This is a genomic window from Actinoplanes rectilineatus (assembly GCF_000962825.1).
In the GTDB taxonomy this organism is placed as follows: Bacteria; Actinomycetota; Actinomycetes; order Mycobacteriales; family Micromonosporaceae; genus Actinoplanes; species Actinoplanes rectilineatus.
Genome location: NZ_JZKF01000044.1, coordinates 62,971 through 78,757, shown reverse-complemented (window position 1 = coordinate 78,757; position 15,787 = coordinate 62,971). Strand labels below are relative to the sequence as shown.

At 70.7% G+C, this 15,787-nt stretch carries 18 protein-coding genes; 12 read left to right on the top strand and 6 right to left on the bottom strand.

Translation table 11 applies throughout. The features are described 5' to 3' along the window. The first annotated feature begins 234 nt into the window (after positions 1 to 234). The 5 genes from WH85_RS28675 (at position 235) to WH85_RS28655 (ending at position 4,050) form a co-directional block, all read left to right on the top strand. Entirely contained in the window at positions 235 to 741 is a 507-nt protein-coding gene (locus WH85_RS28675) for a MarR family winged helix-turn-helix transcriptional regulator (RefSeq protein WP_045745145.1), read from the top strand. A 3-nt stretch (positions 742 to 744) separates the two neighbouring features. After that, positions 745 to 1,569, top strand: coding sequence for a helix-turn-helix transcriptional regulator (locus WH85_RS28670; RefSeq protein WP_342669806.1), 825 nt, complete (start codon positions 745 to 747; stop codon positions 1,567 to 1,569). A 110-nt stretch (positions 1,570 to 1,679) separates the two neighbouring features. Beyond that, a complete protein-coding gene (locus WH85_RS28665) occupies positions 1,680 to 1,937 on the top strand; it encodes a hypothetical protein (protein ID WP_157411268.1) in 258 nt (85 codons plus the stop codon). 95 nt (positions 1,938 to 2,032) lie between these two features. Beyond that, complete coding sequence (locus tag WH85_RS28660) at positions 2,033 to 2,956, top strand: NADP-dependent oxidoreductase (RefSeq protein ID WP_045745127.1); 924 nt, start codon at positions 2,033 to 2,035, stop codon at positions 2,954 to 2,956. Between the two features lie 29 nt (positions 2,957 to 2,985). Further along, positions 2,986 to 4,050, top strand: a complete 1,065-nt coding sequence (locus tag WH85_RS28655) for an alkene reductase (RefSeq protein WP_045745126.1) — start codon at positions 2,986 to 2,988, stop codon at positions 4,048 to 4,050. 61 nt (positions 4,051 to 4,111) lie between these two features. Here the strand turns inward: WH85_RS28655 and WH85_RS28650 are convergent, their stop codons facing one another. Continuing rightward, positions 4,112 to 6,313 carry a discoidin domain-containing protein gene (locus WH85_RS28650; protein WP_045745125.1) on the bottom strand — a complete coding sequence of 734 codons (2,202 nt, stop codon included), beginning with the start codon at positions 6,311 to 6,313 and terminating at the stop codon, positions 4,112 to 4,114. A 107-nt stretch (positions 6,314 to 6,420) separates the two neighbouring features. Next, positions 6,421 to 7,239: a MerR family transcriptional regulator gene (locus WH85_RS28645; RefSeq protein ID WP_045745124.1), complete on the bottom strand. Its 819-nt coding sequence runs from the start codon at positions 7,237 to 7,239 to the stop codon at positions 6,421 to 6,423. A gap of 53 nt (positions 7,240 to 7,292) precedes the next feature. Here WH85_RS28645 and WH85_RS28640 point away from each other — a divergent pair, with 53 nt between their 5' ends. The 4 genes from WH85_RS28640 (at position 7,293) to WH85_RS47490 (ending at position 10,765) form a co-directional block, all read left to right on the top strand. After that, positions 7,293 to 8,135, top strand: a complete 843-nt coding sequence (locus WH85_RS28640; RefSeq protein WP_045745123.1) for an SDR family NAD(P)-dependent oxidoreductase — start codon at positions 7,293 to 7,295, stop codon at positions 8,133 to 8,135. 131 nt (positions 8,136 to 8,266) lie between these two features. Further along, the gene (locus WH85_RS28635) at positions 8,267 to 8,932 is read left to right on the top strand and encodes a response regulator transcription factor (RefSeq protein ID WP_045745122.1); all 666 of its coding nucleotides are present in this window, start codon (positions 8,267 to 8,269) and stop codon (positions 8,930 to 8,932) included. Continuing rightward, positions 8,919 to 10,202, top strand: a complete 1,284-nt coding sequence (locus WH85_RS28630; RefSeq protein ID WP_045745121.1) for a sensor histidine kinase — start codon at positions 8,919 to 8,921, stop codon at positions 10,200 to 10,202. Before WH85_RS28635 ends, WH85_RS28630 begins: the two co-directional genes overlap by 14 nt. Positions 10,203 to 10,237: 35 nt before the next feature. Then, positions 10,238 to 10,765, top strand: coding sequence for a PepSY domain-containing protein (locus WH85_RS47490; protein WP_052720872.1), 528 nt, complete (start codon positions 10,238 to 10,240; stop codon positions 10,763 to 10,765). Positions 10,766 to 10,774: 9 nt separating this feature from the next. Here the strand turns inward: WH85_RS47490 and WH85_RS28620 are convergent, their stop codons facing one another. Continuing rightward, entirely contained in the window at positions 10,775 to 11,692 is a 918-nt protein-coding gene (locus WH85_RS28620) for an AraC family transcriptional regulator (RefSeq protein ID WP_045745120.1), read from the bottom strand. A 130-nt stretch (positions 11,693 to 11,822) separates the two neighbouring features. On the opposite strand from WH85_RS28620, the gene WH85_RS28615 reads away from it, so the two are divergent. Continuing rightward, positions 11,823 to 12,179, top strand: a complete 357-nt coding sequence (locus WH85_RS28615; protein ID WP_045745119.1) for a putative quinol monooxygenase — start codon at positions 11,823 to 11,825, stop codon at positions 12,177 to 12,179. Positions 12,180 to 12,252: 73 nt separating this feature from the next. On the opposite strand, the gene WH85_RS28610 is transcribed toward WH85_RS28615, so the two are convergent. Continuing rightward, positions 12,253 to 13,023, bottom strand: coding sequence for a DUF998 domain-containing protein (locus WH85_RS28610; protein ID WP_052720871.1), 771 nt, complete (start codon positions 13,021 to 13,023; stop codon positions 12,253 to 12,255). After that, positions 13,020 to 13,640, bottom strand: coding sequence for a TetR/AcrR family transcriptional regulator (locus WH85_RS28605; RefSeq protein ID WP_045745118.1), 621 nt, complete (start codon positions 13,638 to 13,640; stop codon positions 13,020 to 13,022). Before WH85_RS28605 ends, WH85_RS28610 begins: the two co-directional genes overlap by 4 nt. Positions 13,641 to 13,722: 82 nt before the next feature. Here WH85_RS28605 and WH85_RS28600 point away from each other — a divergent pair, with 82 nt between their 5' ends. Both WH85_RS28600 and WH85_RS50790 read left to right on the top strand, forming a co-directional pair. Beyond that, positions 13,723 to 14,598 (top strand): SDR family oxidoreductase, encoded by an 876-nt coding sequence (locus WH85_RS28600; protein WP_045745117.1) that lies wholly within the window; start codon positions 13,723 to 13,725, stop codon positions 14,596 to 14,598. Positions 14,599 to 14,608: 10 nt separating this feature from the next. After that, complete coding sequence (locus tag WH85_RS50790) at positions 14,609 to 14,785, top strand: hypothetical protein (protein WP_157411266.1); 177 nt, start codon at positions 14,609 to 14,611, stop codon at positions 14,783 to 14,785. 29 nt (positions 14,786 to 14,814) lie between these two features. Here the strand turns inward: WH85_RS50790 and WH85_RS28595 are convergent, their stop codons facing one another. After that, entirely contained in the window at positions 14,815 to 15,717 is a 903-nt protein-coding gene (locus WH85_RS28595) for a universal stress protein (protein ID WP_045745116.1), read from the bottom strand. Positions 15,718 to 15,787: the final 70 nt, after the last annotated feature.

Genomic DNA, 15,787 nt, shown 5'->3' with positions numbered 1-15,787 from the left:
ACCGCTGAGCGTCGTGAAGCAGTACACCGAGCAGCAGAACCGTCCCGGTTAAGGCACTGCCCGGGCCTGGCGGCCCTCCCAGCGCGGGCCTTCACCCCCGGCCTGAAGGCCGGAGCACTGGCCCGCATCCCGGTAGCAGCACACCGGCGAGTCCGGCGCTCTTGATCCTCATAGCGGTCAATCATCGCTGATCGGTGCAGTGAACTTCGAATTCAAAGCATGTACGATCGTGCGGTGAGTGACCCGGAAGCCGGCCTGAGTGCGGAACAACTCGGTGCGTACTTCGCTCTGGTGGAGGTGGGCAGCCTTCTCCAGTACGCGGTGGACGAGCACCTCCGCGCCGACGGCGACCTCAGCTACGTGCAGTTCCAGATCCTGGCCCGCCTGACCGACGCGCCCGACGGCCGGCTGCGGATGACCGATCTGGCGGACGGTGTCGTGTACAGCCGCAGCGGGCTCACCTATCAGGCGGGACTGCTGGTCAATCGTGGCCTGATCACCCGTGCGCCGTCGCCGGACGACGAGCGCAGCGTCATCGTGACCGTCACCGACGCCGGCCGTGCGCTGGTCGCCCATGTTCTCCCCGGGCACGTCGAGCGGGTCCAGCAGTTGTTGTTCGCGCCCCTGTCCGGCGACGACGTCACCGCGTTCGGTGCCGTCCTGGGGCGGATCCGGGAGCACATGCGCGCGGTGCCGCCCCGCTCCGCCAAGCCCCGGGCGGCACGTAGGAAGGCCGGCTGACGGGTGGCGAAATCGGTGGACCGCGCCCTGCTGGCGGATTTCCTCCGGGCCCGCCGGGCGGAGCTGCAGCCGGAGGAGGTCGGACTGCCGCGGGGCTCCCGGCGGCGTACCGGTGGGCTGCGGCGTGAGGAGGTCGCGGTGCTGGCCGGCATGTCGGCCGACTACTACACCCGGCTGGAGCAGAAGCGTGGGCCGATGCCGTCCGAGCAGATGCTGGCCGCGGTGGCCCGCGCGCTGCGGTTGAGCCCGGGGGAGGCGGGGCACCTGTTCGCCCTGGCCGGGCATGCCGCCCCGCGGCGTGCCACGACGGACGACCTGGTCAGCCCGGCCATCCTGCACATCGCCGAACAGCTGACCGACACGCCCGCCATCGTCTTCTCCCGGTTCGGCGAGGCGTTGCTGCAGACCCCGGCGGCGAAGGCGCTGTTCGGCGACTACACCCGGTTCACCGGCATGGACCGCTATCTGGTCTACCGCTGGTTCACCGAGCCGTCCCAGCGGGACATCTACCCCGTCGAAGACCATGGGGTACGCGGCAGAGTCTTCACCGTGGACCTGCGGGCGGCGTACACGGCTGATCCGGTGGGCGTAGCGGGCGAGATCGTCGACGCGCTGCTGGCGGTCAGCCCCGAGTTCGCCGAGGTCTGGCGGTTGCACGAGGTCGACGTGACCCATCATCTGGACCGCAAGCGCTACCTGCATCCGGCGCTGGGGGAGCTGGAGTTGTACAGCCGGCGGCTGGTGGACCCCGACGAGGGGCAGGAGCTGCTGGTCTTCATGGCCGATCCGGGTTCACCGAGCGAGGCGAAGCTCCGTCGGCTGATCTGACGTCAGCCATGGTCCGTCATGCCATGGATGACGGCGACATTCCTTCGCGTCGCGGCTCGCGCCAGGCTGACGTGGTGAATCGGGAACAGCAGAACCGGGTCGGTCCGGTCATGAGGCTCGTCGTCGAGCGTCTGCCGCACTGTCCCGCGACGGTGTTCTCCCGTGGCGGCGAGGTGCTGCTGCGGAACCGTCTGGCGATCGTCCTGTTCGGCCGGCACGGGGTGACCGTCTGGCGGTACCGGCACGTTCTGCTGGGCGAGCTGGTTCTGCATCGTCAGGCCCTGGTGGATCCGGTGGACCGCCAGCTGCTGGTGGTCCTCGCGGCCGTCCCAGGCTCGCCCACCGACGTCACGCTCCGTTCGCTGTAACCCGGCTCACAACACATCAACATTGCTTCGAACTCGAAGCATGCTACGTTTTACGAGTGCTTCGAGTTCGAAGCAACTTACGAGAAGAGGCAGTCATGAAGGCAGTGCGTTTCCACGAGTACGGCACCCCGGACGTCCTGCGTTACGAGGACGTCGAGCTGCCCGTCCCGGCCGCCGGTGAGGTGCGGATCCGGGTGGCGGCGACGTCGTTCAACCCGGTCGAGGGCAACATCCGGGCCGGCCGCATGCAGGGCCCGATCCCGGTGGTCCTGCCGCACACCCCGGGCATCGACATCGCCGGCACGGTCGACGCGCTCGGCGACGGTGTCGAGGGCCTCACGGTCGGCGACCAGGTCATCGGCGCCCTGCCGCTGACCAGCCCCGGAGCTGCCGCCGAGTTCGTCATCGCCCCGGCCGCGATCCTGACCGCCGCGCCCACCGGCATCCCGCTGACCGACGCCGCCGCACTCCCGGTCGTCGGCCTCACCGCCTGGCAGGCGCTGTTCGACCACGCCGGGCTGACCGCGGGGCAGCGCATCCTCATCAACGGCGCGGGCGGCGTCGTCGGCGGCTACGCCGTCCAGCTCGCCAAGAACACCGGCGCGTACGTGATCGCCACCGCCGGCCCGCGCAGCGCCGACCAGGCCAAGGCCGCCGGCGCCGACGAGGTGCACGCCCCCGGCCTGCCCACCCTGGACGAGCCGGTCGACGTGGTCCTCAACCTCGCGCCGGTCGACCCGGAGCAACTGGCCGCCACCGCCGCCCTGATCCGCGACGGCGGTGTCTCGGTCAACACCACGGTCTGGATGCCCGCCCCGGCCGACGAGGCCCGTGGTGTCCGCGGCATCAACCTCTTCTTCCGCCCCGACGCCGAGCAACTCGCCCGCCTGGTCGCCCTGATCGACGCCGGTGACCTGCGGGTCGACGTCGCCCGCCGGGTCCCGCTCGCCGACCTGGCCTCGGTGCACGCCGAAACCCTCCAGGGCGCGATCGCCGGCAAGATCGTCGTCCTTCCCTGACCTTCTGTCTCACAAGAAAGCGAACTCCGATGACTCTCTGGACCCCCACCACCGTCGGCGCGATCGACCTGCCGCACCGGCTCGCGATGGCACCGATGACCCGCGACCGCTCCCGCGCCGACGGTGTGCCCACCGACCTCAACCGTGAGTACTACGCCCAGCGTGCATCGATGGCGCTGATCGTCACCGAGGGCACCCAGCCCTCCGCGGACGGCCAGGGCTACCTGCTCACCCCCGGCATCCACACCGCCGACCAGATCGACGGGTGGCGGGAGGTCACCGACGCGGTGCACGCCGCCGACGGCCGGATCGTCGTGCAGCTCATGCACACCGGGCGGATCGCCCACCCGGACAACACCCCGCATCACCGGCAGCCGGTCGCCCCTTCGGCGGTACGCCCCGCGGGTGTCATGTTCACCGCGACCGGACCGCAGGAGATGCCCGTCCCGCGGGCCCTGGAGTCCGGCGAGATCGCGGGCGTGGTCGACGAGTTCCGGCACGCGGCCGCGTCCGCCGTCGCGGCCGGGTTCGACGGCGTCGAGATCCACGGCGCCAACGGCTACCTGATCCACCAGTTCCTCGCGGGCAACGCCAACCGGCGCACCGACGCGTACGGCGGAAGCGTCGCCAACCGCATCCGCTTCGCGGTCGAGGTCGCCACCGCGGTGGCCGGGGAGATCGGGGCCGACCGCACCGGGCTGCGGCTCTCGCCCGGCAACCCGTACAACGACATCACCGAGACCGACACCCACGAGCTGTACCCGGCACTGATCGACGCGGTGGCGCCGCTGAACCTCGCCTACCTGCACCTGATCCACGCCGGTGACGACGAACTGCTCGGGAGACTGCGATCGGGCTGGCCGACCGCGCTGCTGCTCAACCGGGCCGGCACACCCCTGGAAACCCGGATCGCCGACCTCGACGCGGGCCTGGCCGACGTCATCACCGTCGGCGCGGCCGCCCTGGCCAACCCGGACCTGCCCGCCCGGATCCGGGCCGGTGCCCCGCTCAACGACCCCGACCCGGGCACCTTCTACGGCGGCGACCACCGCGGCTACACCGACTATCCGGTCCTGGCCACCGCGGCGTCGTGAACCACCGCCGGCGTTCTCCGGGTGGGACGAGACCCACCCGGAGAACGTGGCGGCACGCAGGTCAGGGGTAGTTCACCACGTTGCGCGGGACGGTGTTGCCGGCCGGGTTCGGTACGGCGCCGCCGGTGTCGTTGACGACGTTGGCGATCGTGCCGACGTCACCGAGGGACACGGTGAGGATGCTGTGCAGCCGCACGCCGGACCGGACCGGCACCTCGAACGCCCGGTCCACCCGGACACTCGGGTTGACGTTGAAGAAGCTGTACGAGCCGCCGCCCCACAGTTCGTGGTCGGTGACGCTGTCGGCGACCTTGTAGGCGGCGTAGCCGTTCCCCCGCGGACCGATCCAGGCAGCCTGGTTCGGCACGTCGTACGGCTTCTCGTTCTGGAAGAAGATCGTCCGGCCGCGGTTGCCGTTCCAGATCACCTCGTACTTCTGGTAGTGCTCGACGAACAGGCCGGTGGCGAGCACGTCGTCACCGTTGACCACCAGGCCGGTGTCGCCGGTGTTGACCGTCCAGCCGGTCGGCGCGCCACCGTGGTCGGCCCGCCAGGCCCAGATGTGGTCGATCAGGGTGTCGTCGGCGTGCACGGCGAGGGTGGTGGTCGCCTTGCCCTGGACGCTGCTGCCGATCCGGAAGAAGACGTCCTGCAGGCTGATCGGGTTCGCGGCGTGGTCGGTGTGCACACCGGCCTGGCCGACGCTCATCAGGGTCGGGCTGTTGGTGGTGCCCGCGTCGAAGGTCAGGCCGCTCACCTTGACACCGTCGACGTCGGCGACGTTCAGGGCCTCGACCCCGTTGTTCGGGATCAGAGTCGGGAACCCGATGCCGGTGACCACCGTGTTCGCCCGGGTGACCCGGATCGTCTGGTCGAGCGAGTACGTGCCGGGGGTGAAGAACAGGTTCAGCCCCTGGGCGAGCGCCGAGTTGATCCGGGCGGCGCTGTCACCGGGCTTGGCGACGTAGAACTCCCGCATCGGGATCGAGGTGCCGGCCGCGTTGGGCCAGCTCGCGCCCGCGGAGTTGCGGCGCACGGCGGGCACGAAGACGCGGTAGAGGCCGGCGCTGTCCACGTACAGATAGGGCTTCTCCCGCGTGACGGGCGTGGTGGCGAGGGTGGTGTGCGGCGGGTTGGGGAACGCGTTCGCCGGGGCGCCCTGCACTCCGGAGTAGACCATGTTCCAGACGCCACCCTCCCAGCTGCCGATCCTGCTGTCCCGGGTGTACCACTGCTGCTGCGAACCGGACGAGACCACGCCGTCGACCACCGAGTCGGCCAGGTAGCCGCCGCTGGAGTAGCCCTGCCCGTTGTCCTGGTTCGACGGCGCCAGCGTCAGGTTGCCGCGGATGTGCACCCGGCGCATCGGGGCGGCCTGCGAGACGGCCCACCGGTTGACGCCGCCCTCCGGCACGATCGACAGGTTCTCCATGCTGCGCCAGAAGTTCTGGGTCGCGTTCGCCTCGTCGCCGTAGTTCCACCCGGAGTCGACGTTGACCGCACCGTTGATCGTCACGTCGTCGGGGTTCAGTCCGAGACCGGCCAGGGTGGTGTAGAAGCCGACGTTGGCCCACACCCGCCCGTAGGTGCCGGGCTTGAACAGGAACACCTGGCGCTGGGTGCCGAACTGCGCGGTCGGGCTGCGCAGCTGGGCGTTGAAGGTGTTGTCCACCGCGGTCTGGATGGTCGACGCCGGGGTGGACGGGTCGAAGATCCGCACGTTCGGCCCGAAGTCCGGGGTGTCCGAGGTGGGCAGTGTCGTCCCGCCGTTGGTGGTGAAGACCTGGAATTCCCAGAGCGAGTAGCCGTACGGGGTGGCGCGGGTGGTGCCGCTCATCCGCACATAACGGCCGTTGCCGGAGACATTCAGATTCTGTACGCCGACCTGCCCGGCCGTCACCGGAGTGATGTTCGTCCAGGTGGCGGCGTCGGTGGAGGTCTGGATGGTGAAGGCCGACGCGTACGCGGCCTCCCAGTTCAGCACCACCTGGCTGATCGACTGGGTGCTGCCCAGGTCGACCTGCAGCCACTGCGGGTCGGCGAACGTGCTGGACCAGCGGGTGCCGGCGTCCCCGTCGACCGCGGCGGCCGCGGTGAAGCCGGCTTCGACGGAGGAGGCGGTAGCGGGCCTACCTTGTGACGCCGGGATGTCCGCGGCGGCGGCCGGGCCGGGGACCGACGCGACGGCGGTGATGCCGAGGACCGCGGCGAGGACGGCGGCCCTCCCGCGTCGGCTGCGCTCAAACAACGATGGGGATGTCATAGGTCCTGCCTGTCAGAGGGGGACGGGCTGACAGCGCCTTAGAGAGCGCTCTCCCAGCGATTCTCAACGCGTACTTGTGCATACGTCAATATCCCGGCAGGCGACTCTCACGGTGCCGGGGTCAGTCGAAACACCGGCCAGCCGATCTCGGTACGCCACGCCTGAGGCTCCGCGGTGTCCCGCGGACCGACCGCGTACGTCTCGTGCACCGGGCCGGCGACGCCGAGAGCGTGCGAAGCGACCCACGCACCGAGCAGTCCATAGGTGACGTCGATGTCGTCGTGCGGGCCCACATGGACGGCCACCGCCAGATCGACCGCGGGGGACTCCAGCACCTCGATCCGGCCCTCCGCCCGAGGATGACGGACCGGCCGGAAGACGGTCATCGCACCACGTCCCCCGGTGAGCAGTTCGTTGGCGTAGACCCCGCCCGGCGCCCCGATGCGTTCCGCGGGCGGGAAAGCCGCGTCCAACTCGTCCATCGCGGTGTCGAACCAGTCCAGCGACTCGTCCAACCGGACGGCCGGTGCGCTGATCGCCGCCACCGTGCGGGCGGGCAGCGTACCCAAGTAGGCCTTGATCGGTGTGGGGCCGGGACGCAGAAGCCGGCGCAGCGACGTGATCGCGGCCTGCGTCCGGTCGAGTTCCTCCTCCAACCGCCGCAGGTGACCGGCGACCAGGTCGGCACGCTGGTGCGGATCCTCGGCGGCGAGGATCGACCGGACCTCCGCCAACGGCACGTCCAGCTGCCGGAGCCGATGGATGACCTGCGCGGTGCCGATCTGCGCGGACTGGTAGTAGCGGTAATTCGTGAACGGGTCCACCGTTGCCGGTTCCAGCAGCCCGGACTCGTGATAGCGGCGCAGGGTCCGCACGCTGAGGCGGCTGAGCGCCGCGAATTCCCCGATGGTCAAGCCGTCTCGCATCCGGACAGTGTCGCGTTTGACCCTCCCCCGAGGGGAGGGCCTCCACTGAAGCAATGGAGATCAAAACCTGGTTCATCACCGGCGGCACACCCGGCGGTTTCGGCATGGCGTACGCCGAGGCGGCGCTGGCGAACGGCGACCGGGTGGCGCTGACCGCCCGGCGGCCCGGCCAACTCGACGCGTGGGCCCGCCCCTTCGGCGACCGCGTCCTGGTCCTGCGGTTGGACGTCACCGACCCGAAATGCGTCGACGAGGCGGTACACGCCGCCGAGCAGCACTTCGGCGGTATCGACGTCCTGGTCAACAACGCGGGCCGCGGCTGGTTCGGGTCGGTCGAGGCAATGGCGGACGACGACGTACGCAACCTCTTCGAGTTGAACTTCTTCGCCGTTCTGACGGTGCTGCGCGCGGTGCTGCCCGGCATGCGGGCCCGGCGAAGCGGCTGGATCATCAACATGTCGTCGGTGGCCGGACTCCGTGGCATCGAGGGATTCGGCTATTACAGCGCCGCCAAGCACGCCCTCGAAGCCGTCACCGCCGTGCTGCGCGACGAGGTGGCCCCCTGCGGCATTCAGGTGCTGGCGGTCGAGCCGGGCGCTTTCCGCACCCGCGCCTACGCCGGTTTCGCCACCGAAACCGTCGACGAGAGCATTCCGGAATACCGGCCGGCCCTGGAGAGGATCCGCACCGCCATGATCGCCCAGAACGGCAACCAACCGGGAGACCCCGACCGAGGGGTACGCGCGGTGCTCGCCGCCATGGCCGCCGAGACCCCACCCCACCGCCTGGTCCTCGGAAGCGGCGGCTACGACGCGGTAGTGACCACCCTGAACGCCACACTTCACGACCTCCAGGCGTCCGAGGCGCTCTCCCGCGGAGCCGACTTCCCCTCCTGATCGTCGCCGGGTCAGCCGGCCGTCCCCGGCGGTCGACCGCAAGATCGCCGGCCGGTCGCGCCGAGGTTCTCCGGTGACGTTCAGCGGCGGCGGGGGAAGATAGCGGGTCGACGTCTGAAGGAGGTGGCCTGATGCGGGTTCTCGTCGTGGACGACGAACAGCGGCTGGCCCGGTCGTTGCGGCTCGGGCTCGAGGCCCAGGGGTTCGCCGTCGACGTGGCCCACAACGGTGTGGACGGGTTGTGGCTGGCCCGGGAGAACAGGTACGACGCGATCCTGCTCGACCTCATGCTGCCGGGCCTCAACGGCTATCAGGTCTGTGCCACGCTGCGCAAGGAAGAGGACTGGACGCCGATCCTCATGCTCACCGCCAAGGACGGTGAGTGGGATCAGGTGGAGGGGCTCGACACCGGCGCCGACGACTACCTGACCAAGCCGTGCCCGTTCCCGGTGCTGGTGGCGCGGCTGCGGGCGGTGACCCGGCGCGGCGCCCGGGAACGGCCGACCGAACTGGCCGTGGGGGAGCTGCGGCTCGACCCGGCGGCCCGGCGGGTGTGGCGCGACGGGAGCGAGGTGGAGCTGACCGCCCGCGAGTTCTCGATGCTGTACTTCCTGGCCCGGCACCCGGGTGACGTGCTCTCCAAACGGCAGATCCTGGACGGCGTGTGGGACGGCGACTTCGAGGGTGATCCCAACATCGTCGAGGTCTACATCGGCCATCTCCGGAACAAGATCGGACGAAATGCCATCGAGACGGTACGCGGCGCGGGCTACCGACTGGCGCATGACGGTGGCTGACGTCCGGTTGCGGACGACCGCCGCCGCCGTCCTCGTGGTGGCGGCTGCCCTGGTCGTCGGCTCGGTCGCCCTCGTCGTGCTGATGCGGGCCTCGCTGCGGGACGGCCTGGAGGCCACCGCGGAGCAGCGCGCGGCCGCCCTGCTGCAACAGGCGGATACGGTACGGGCGCCGGACGACGACGATGAGGACGACGACATCCGGTGGCAGCTGACCGCCCCGGACGGCACGGTCGTCCGGTCCGGTGATTCCCTGTCCGGCGATGCCGGCGACGAACTCGTCGTCACCGACGAGAGCGACGGCTATCAGGTGTCGGTCGCGATCTCGCTCGACGACGTCGACGACTCGACCGAAGCGCTGATGACGCCACTGCTTTTCGGCGTACCCCTGCTGGTGTTGCTTGTCGGCGGAACCACCTGGACGGTGGTGTCGCGGGCGCTGGCCCCGGTCGAACGGATTCGGCGCGAGGTGGAGGTGATCACCGGGGACCGGCTGGACCGCCGCGTGCCCGAGCCGGCGACACGTGACGAGATCGGCCGGCTGGCCCGCACCATGAACCGGATGCTCGACCGTCTGCAGGACTCCCGCGACCGGCAGCGCGAGTTCGTGGCCGACGCCTCACACGAACTGCGGTCCCCGGTCGCGAGCATCCGTCAGGTGGCCGAGGTCGCGCAGAGCCATCCGGGCGCGCTGCCCGACGGCGAACTGGCCACCACCGTCCTCGAGGAGTCGGCCCGCCTGCAACGCCTGGTCGAGCAGCTGCTCCTGCTCACCCGGGCCGACGACGGCGGTGCGGGGCGCGCCTTTCGCGACGTCGACCTCGACGATCTGGCCCTCGCAGAAGCCCACCGCATCGCGCGTACGGGGCTGACGGTCGACACGAGCAGCGTCGGCGCGGGCCGGATCCGCGGCGACGCCACCGCGCTCGCCCAGGTCCTGCGGAACCTGACCGACAACGCGGCCCGGCACGCCGCGGCCCGGATCACGATCGGTGTCCGCGAGAACCCGTCAGCCGTCGAGATCACGATCGACGACGACGGCCCCGGCATCCCACCCGACCAGCACGAACGGGTCTTCGAACGGTTCGTGCGCCTGGACGAGGCCCGGGCCCGCGACGACGGCGGCAGCGGCCTCGGCCTGGCGATCGTCCGCACTCTCGTGGCCGGTCATGGCGGGACGGTCGCGGTCTCCCCGTCGGCGTTGGGCGGCGCCTGTTTCGTCGTGCGGTTTCCGCGTTCAGGTGAGATTCAGGAACGATCCCGCATGGTGTGAGTACCTAGTTGACCAACGGGAAAGGCCAGGCACTCATGAACACCGCCAAGCTCCGCAGCAAGCGCGTCATCGTCACCTCCGCGGCCGTCGCCGCCCTCGCCGTCGGCGGCGGGGTGTGGGCCACCGCCGCGAACGCCGGCACCGACGTGACCGGCGCCGACCGGGACCGCGTGGGCAACGCCGCGGTACAGGCGGTGGGCGGCGGCACCGTCGTCGACGTGGAGAGCAGCGACGACCCGGGCGAGGCGTACGAGGTCGAGGTCCGCAAGGCCGACGGCTCCGAGGTGGACGTCGTACTCGACAAGGATCTGAAGGTTCTGAGCCAGCAGGCCGAGACGCCGGACACCGACGGCGCCGCCGAACCGGCCCTGACCGACGTCCAGCGCGGCGACGCCGAGAAGGCCGTGCTCGCGGCGTTCCCGGGCGGCACGGTCCTCGACGTCGAGGCGGGCGACGACCAGGGTGTCGCCTACGAGGCCGAGGTGCGCGACGCCGCCGGCAAGGAGTGGGACGTCGACCTCGACGCCGCCTTCACGGTCCTCACCAAGACCGAGGACGACTGATCGTTCCGTTCAGAGGGACACCGACTTCCGGAACCGGGCCGGTGGCAGGTGCCGCTCGCGGCGGAAGGCGCGGCTGAACGCGTACACCGAGGTGTATCCGACCTTCTCCGCGACGGCCTCGAGCGTCGCGTCGGTGTCGCGCAGGTGTTTGGCCGCGAGCGTCATGCGCCACCGTGTGAGGTACGCGCCCGGGGTCTCACCGGTGGCCGCGAGGAACCGCCGGTTCAAGGTGCTGGCGGACACGGCGGCCTCGCGGGCCAGGGAAGCGGTGGTCCAGTCCCGGGCGGGTTCCTCGTGGATGCGGGTGACCGCCTGGTGCAGCAGCGGATCGCGCAGGACTCCCCACCAGGAGACGTCGGGGCTGGTGCCGGAGTCGAGCCAGGCGCGCAGGACCTGGATGAGCAGGACGTCGACGAGCCGGTCCAGCAGGACCGCCGTCGCGGCGCGGGGCCGGGCCAGCTCGCGGCCCAGCAGCCGGACCGTGTCGGCGAGGTCCGGGTCGGCGGCGCTGGCCCGGATGTGGATGACGTCCGGCAGCAGGGTCAGCACCGGGACCGACGCCACCGCGTCGTGCGAGTAGGCGGCCCCCAGGATCTGGGTGTGCGCCTCGCCGTCACCGAACCGCAGCAGGCCTCCGTCGCGGCGGGCCTGCAGCGCCGCCCGGGTGTCACAGGCGTGCACCTCGACGCCCGGCTCACTGGAGAGCACGTGCGGGACGCCGGTGGGCAGCAGCACGACATCGCCGGGGGTGAGCAGCCGCTCCGGCTCACCGTCGGGGGTCAGGTAGGCGGTGCCGGCGGTCACCGCGTACAACGCGGCGTCCTGGTCGGCGGACCAGGCGACACCCCAACTGCCGCAGGCGCCGATGCGGGCGCCGGCTGAACCGCGCACCCCGGAGATGGCGAGCACGTCCGAGAGAACATCCATGGGCGCAGCGTACGTGAACGTTTTGGATATTTTCTTGGCTCTTTCTGTCATGGAACCTCTCTCCGGTGGCTCATAGGGTTCTCGTTGACGGCCGGCGCACCACGTCCGGCCCGGCGAAAGGAACACCACAATGAGCACCACCGAAGACACCGTTCCCGACGGCCTGCTGCCCGCCGACGTGCTGGCCTCGACCACCCCGGTCGCCGTCTACGGATACGCCCGGGCCACACCCGGCCGCGAGCAGGACCTGGCAGACCTGATCTCATCGATCATCCCGCTGGTCCGTCAGGAGCAGGGCTACGAGCAGTACTCGGTGCACACGACCGCCGCGGAGCCGGGCGCGTTCGCGTTCTACGAGCGCTGGTCCACCGGCGCGGACCTGCTGCGCCACGTCCAGCAGCCGTTCATGCAGGACTACTTCGGGAAGCTGCCCGAACTGGTCAGCGGCGACCTCGAGGCCACCTGGCTCAAGCCGCTGGAGGCCTGACATCCTGGCGCCGAGCTGCGCGAGCCGGTCCACTCCCTGATGTCGATCGCCTCTCCTGCGGCTCGGCGACTCGTCAGGGTATGTCCGCGGCCCGTCGTCCTCCGGAGGACGACTTCGGTGACCTGGTCCTCGCGGCGGAGCATCGATCGGCGTTCACGTTCTCTCCAGCCGTACGGGTGATGAGCAGCGCGACGCCGATCAGCCAGGCCACGGCGATCAGGAGCACCAGGCGTTCCACGACGGCGCCGACCGGTGCTCGCCCCACGATCAGCATGGTCCCCGCCAACAGGGCCCCGAGCGGCACCATCAGCAGGACCGCGGTGCCCGCGAGCCACCGGACGGCCCGGTCCGCGGCCGACAGCCACATCGTCGCCATCGCGGCGGCCAGCACCACCATGCCGACGACACTCGCCGCCGCGTGGACGACATCGGCGACGGTCGTCGGTTTGTAGGGTGGCAGCGGGCACTCGTGGCTGCACGGCACCGCTCCCGACACGGCGGCGAGGACGGCGGCGACGGCGAGGGCCCACACCGTCGCCGTGCCGTCGAGCAGCCACTTTCGGGCGTACGGAATCCTCGTGAGCCGGAGCCGCATCTCGGCAGGCGGCGCGGAACGGCCCGGTGCCGCAGCCCAGGTCGCGCTCAGTGACGCGACGCCGAGGGCCAGCGTGATCAGTCCCCAGCGATAGGGGAGCGCGTAGGGCTGACCGGCGGTGCCGGATTCGCTGACATAGCCCTGCCACCAGGGTTCGGGCCCGGCGGCCAGCGTGAACATCATCGTGCCGGCGCCGCCCGCCACCGCGCACGCGGCGGCGACGGCCGTGAGCCGGATCCGCGTCGTCATGTCTGTTCCGCGGTGCGGCCCCGGTGGGACGCGCCGTCGAGTGCGTTGTCGACGAGGGCGATCGCGTAGTCCTCGGTCAGCGGGGCGTCCGGGATGAGCAGGCGGTTGTAGCAGGCCCCCCAGAGCTGGTCGACGAGGATGCCGAGGTCGATGTCGTCGCGGAGTTGCCCACGGTCGCGGGCCTTCTCGAACGCGGCCAGGGCGAGCGCGCGCCGCGGGGCGGAGTAGCGCTCGGAGAACGCCGCGGACAGTTCCGGATCGGTCTGGGCCATGCCGATCAGCCCGGCGATGGCCGGACCGGTGTTCGCGTGGTTGAGCAGGCGGACGAACGCGCACAACTGTGCGACGAGGTCCCTGCGGATGTCGCCGGTGTCGGGGAACTCGAGCTGGTGCTCGCTGTGGGCGAAGTACGCCTCGGCGGCGAGTGCGCCCGTCGACGGCCACCACTTGTAGAGGGTCATCTTGCTGGATCCGGCCGCGGCGGCCACCCGGTCGAAGGTGACGGCCCTGATCCCCTCCTGGAGCAGCAGGTCGGCGGCGGCGCGCAGGACTCCCGCTCGTACCTCGTCGGCCGGTCGCCGGCCACGTCCGCGCCGCGGGGCGGCCTTGTCAGTCATGGATCCCAGTTTAGTGGACACGTTGTCTTTATAGTGCTACCTATATATGGACAGTTGGTCCACATCTTTGGAGGGTCTTCTCATGTCCGTGGTTCTCATCACCGGATCCAGCACCGGCATCGGCCGCCTCACCGCCCTGACCCTCGCCGGTCAAGGACATCAGGTGTACGCGAGCATGCGTTCCCTGACCAGCCCGGACGGCGCCGCCACCGTGGCGGGGTTCGCCGCCGTCGACAACCTGCACGTCGTGGAACTCGACGTCACCTCACAGGAATCCGCGAACGCCGCCGTGCGTACCGTGGTCGAGCAGGCCGGCCACCTCGACGTCGTGATCAACAACGCCGGGCATCTGTACGTCGGCTACGTCGAGGCGTTCACCGACGACGACCTGACACACCTCATCGACGTCAACGCGGTCGGCGCCCACCGCGTCAACCGGGCAGCCCTGCCCTACCTGCGGGAACAGCGCTCCGGCACCCTGCTGTACGTCGGCAGCACCATCATCGTCACCACGCCGCCGTTCCTCGGACCGTACGTCGCCTCCAAAGCCGCCTTCGACGCGCTCGCCGTGGTCACGTCGTACGAGGCGTCCCAGTTCGGCATCGAGACCAGCATCGTGATGCCGGGCGCCATCACTCAGGGCACCGCGCACTTCCCGAACGCGAGCCGCGCCTCCGACGCCGAGGTCACCGCCGCGTACGCGACGCTCGACGAACTCGTCGCCCGCAACGAGGCGGCCACCGCGAGCCTGGTCCGCCCGGGCATCGACCCGAACCCGCAGCGGGTCGCCGACGAGATCGCCCGGGTGCTCGCCCTGCCGCGCGGCACGAAACCCTTCCGTACGGTCGTCGACTTCACCGAGGCCGGTGTCGACCACGTGATGGCGTTCGCGGACCTCACCCGGGAGACCTTCGTGCACCGCCTCGGCTTCGGCCGGACCCTCCAGCTTCAGAGCTGACCCGCCCGGGGTGGCGGACACTCTTGCGTCACCCCGGCGGCGAGGCGACACGTCCGCCGCCCCGCCCCTGAGTGCTGCGGCGCGTCAGGTCGACGAGGAGCACCCCACCACGATGGTCGACGGGCTCGGCCGCCGACCGTCCTTCGTGAAGCCGGCCTACGCGACCAGGTCGGCCGACCCGCCGTGACGATCGGGCGGGCCGCGTCGTCTCACCGTTCAGAGCGGCGATTCCGCCGTTGGCTGTCGCCGCTGTTCACGCCGGGTGGGCCGGCGCACGATCAGGACGGGGCAGTCGGCGTGGTGCAGCAGTTGCAGCCCGGTGGAGCCGAGCAGTGTTCCGGTGATCACGCCGTGGCCGTGGCTGCCGACGATCACCAGTTGGGCGCCGTGCGAGACGCCGGTGAGGACGGCTGCGGCGCTGTCGTGCGAGATGAGGATCTCGACCGGGACGTCGGTGTACTTCGTGCGCCACGGTGCGAGCTGCTCGATCACCTTGGCGCGTTCGGCCTCGTCCTGGTCCGGGGTGCGGACCTCCGTGACGGGCAAGCGGCCCAGGTAGACCGGCAGGTACGAGCGGACCGCCACCAGGCCGGTGCCCTGCCGGCGGGCGGCGGTGAACGCCGTCTCCAGCACGTGGTCGGCGTGGGGGGAGTCGTCCACGCCCACCGCGATCGGGCCGGTCGGTTCGCCGGTGCGGCCGCGGACCACGACGACCGGGGAGTGGGTGTGGACGGCCACTCGCTGGCTGACCGAGCCGAGTCGTAGCCCGGCGAAGCCGCCCGCGCCGCGGTGGCCGAGGACCAGCAGTTCGGCGTGTTCCGAGGCGATGATGATCTGGGCCGCCGGGTTGCCGATCACGACCTCGGTGTCGACCGTGATGTCCGGGACCGCCTCGCGGGCCTCCCGCGCCGCGGCGGCGGCGACGCCCTCGGCGAGGCGGCGGGCCGTCTCGAACCGGTTGCCGCCGAAGTCGTACCGGGAGGTGGACCAGTCCCAGTCGAGCACGTGGACGACGGTCAGGGGCAGGTTGGTGCGGTGTGCCTCGGCGGCGGCCCAGAGGACGGCCGCACGGCCGGGCTCGGTGCCGTCGGCGGCGACGACGATCGTCGGAGTGTGCATGGCCCCTCCCTAGTCGTTCCCCCTGATTTTGATCAGCATCGATGGGTGCGGGAAGGGCCGAAGGTCCCGC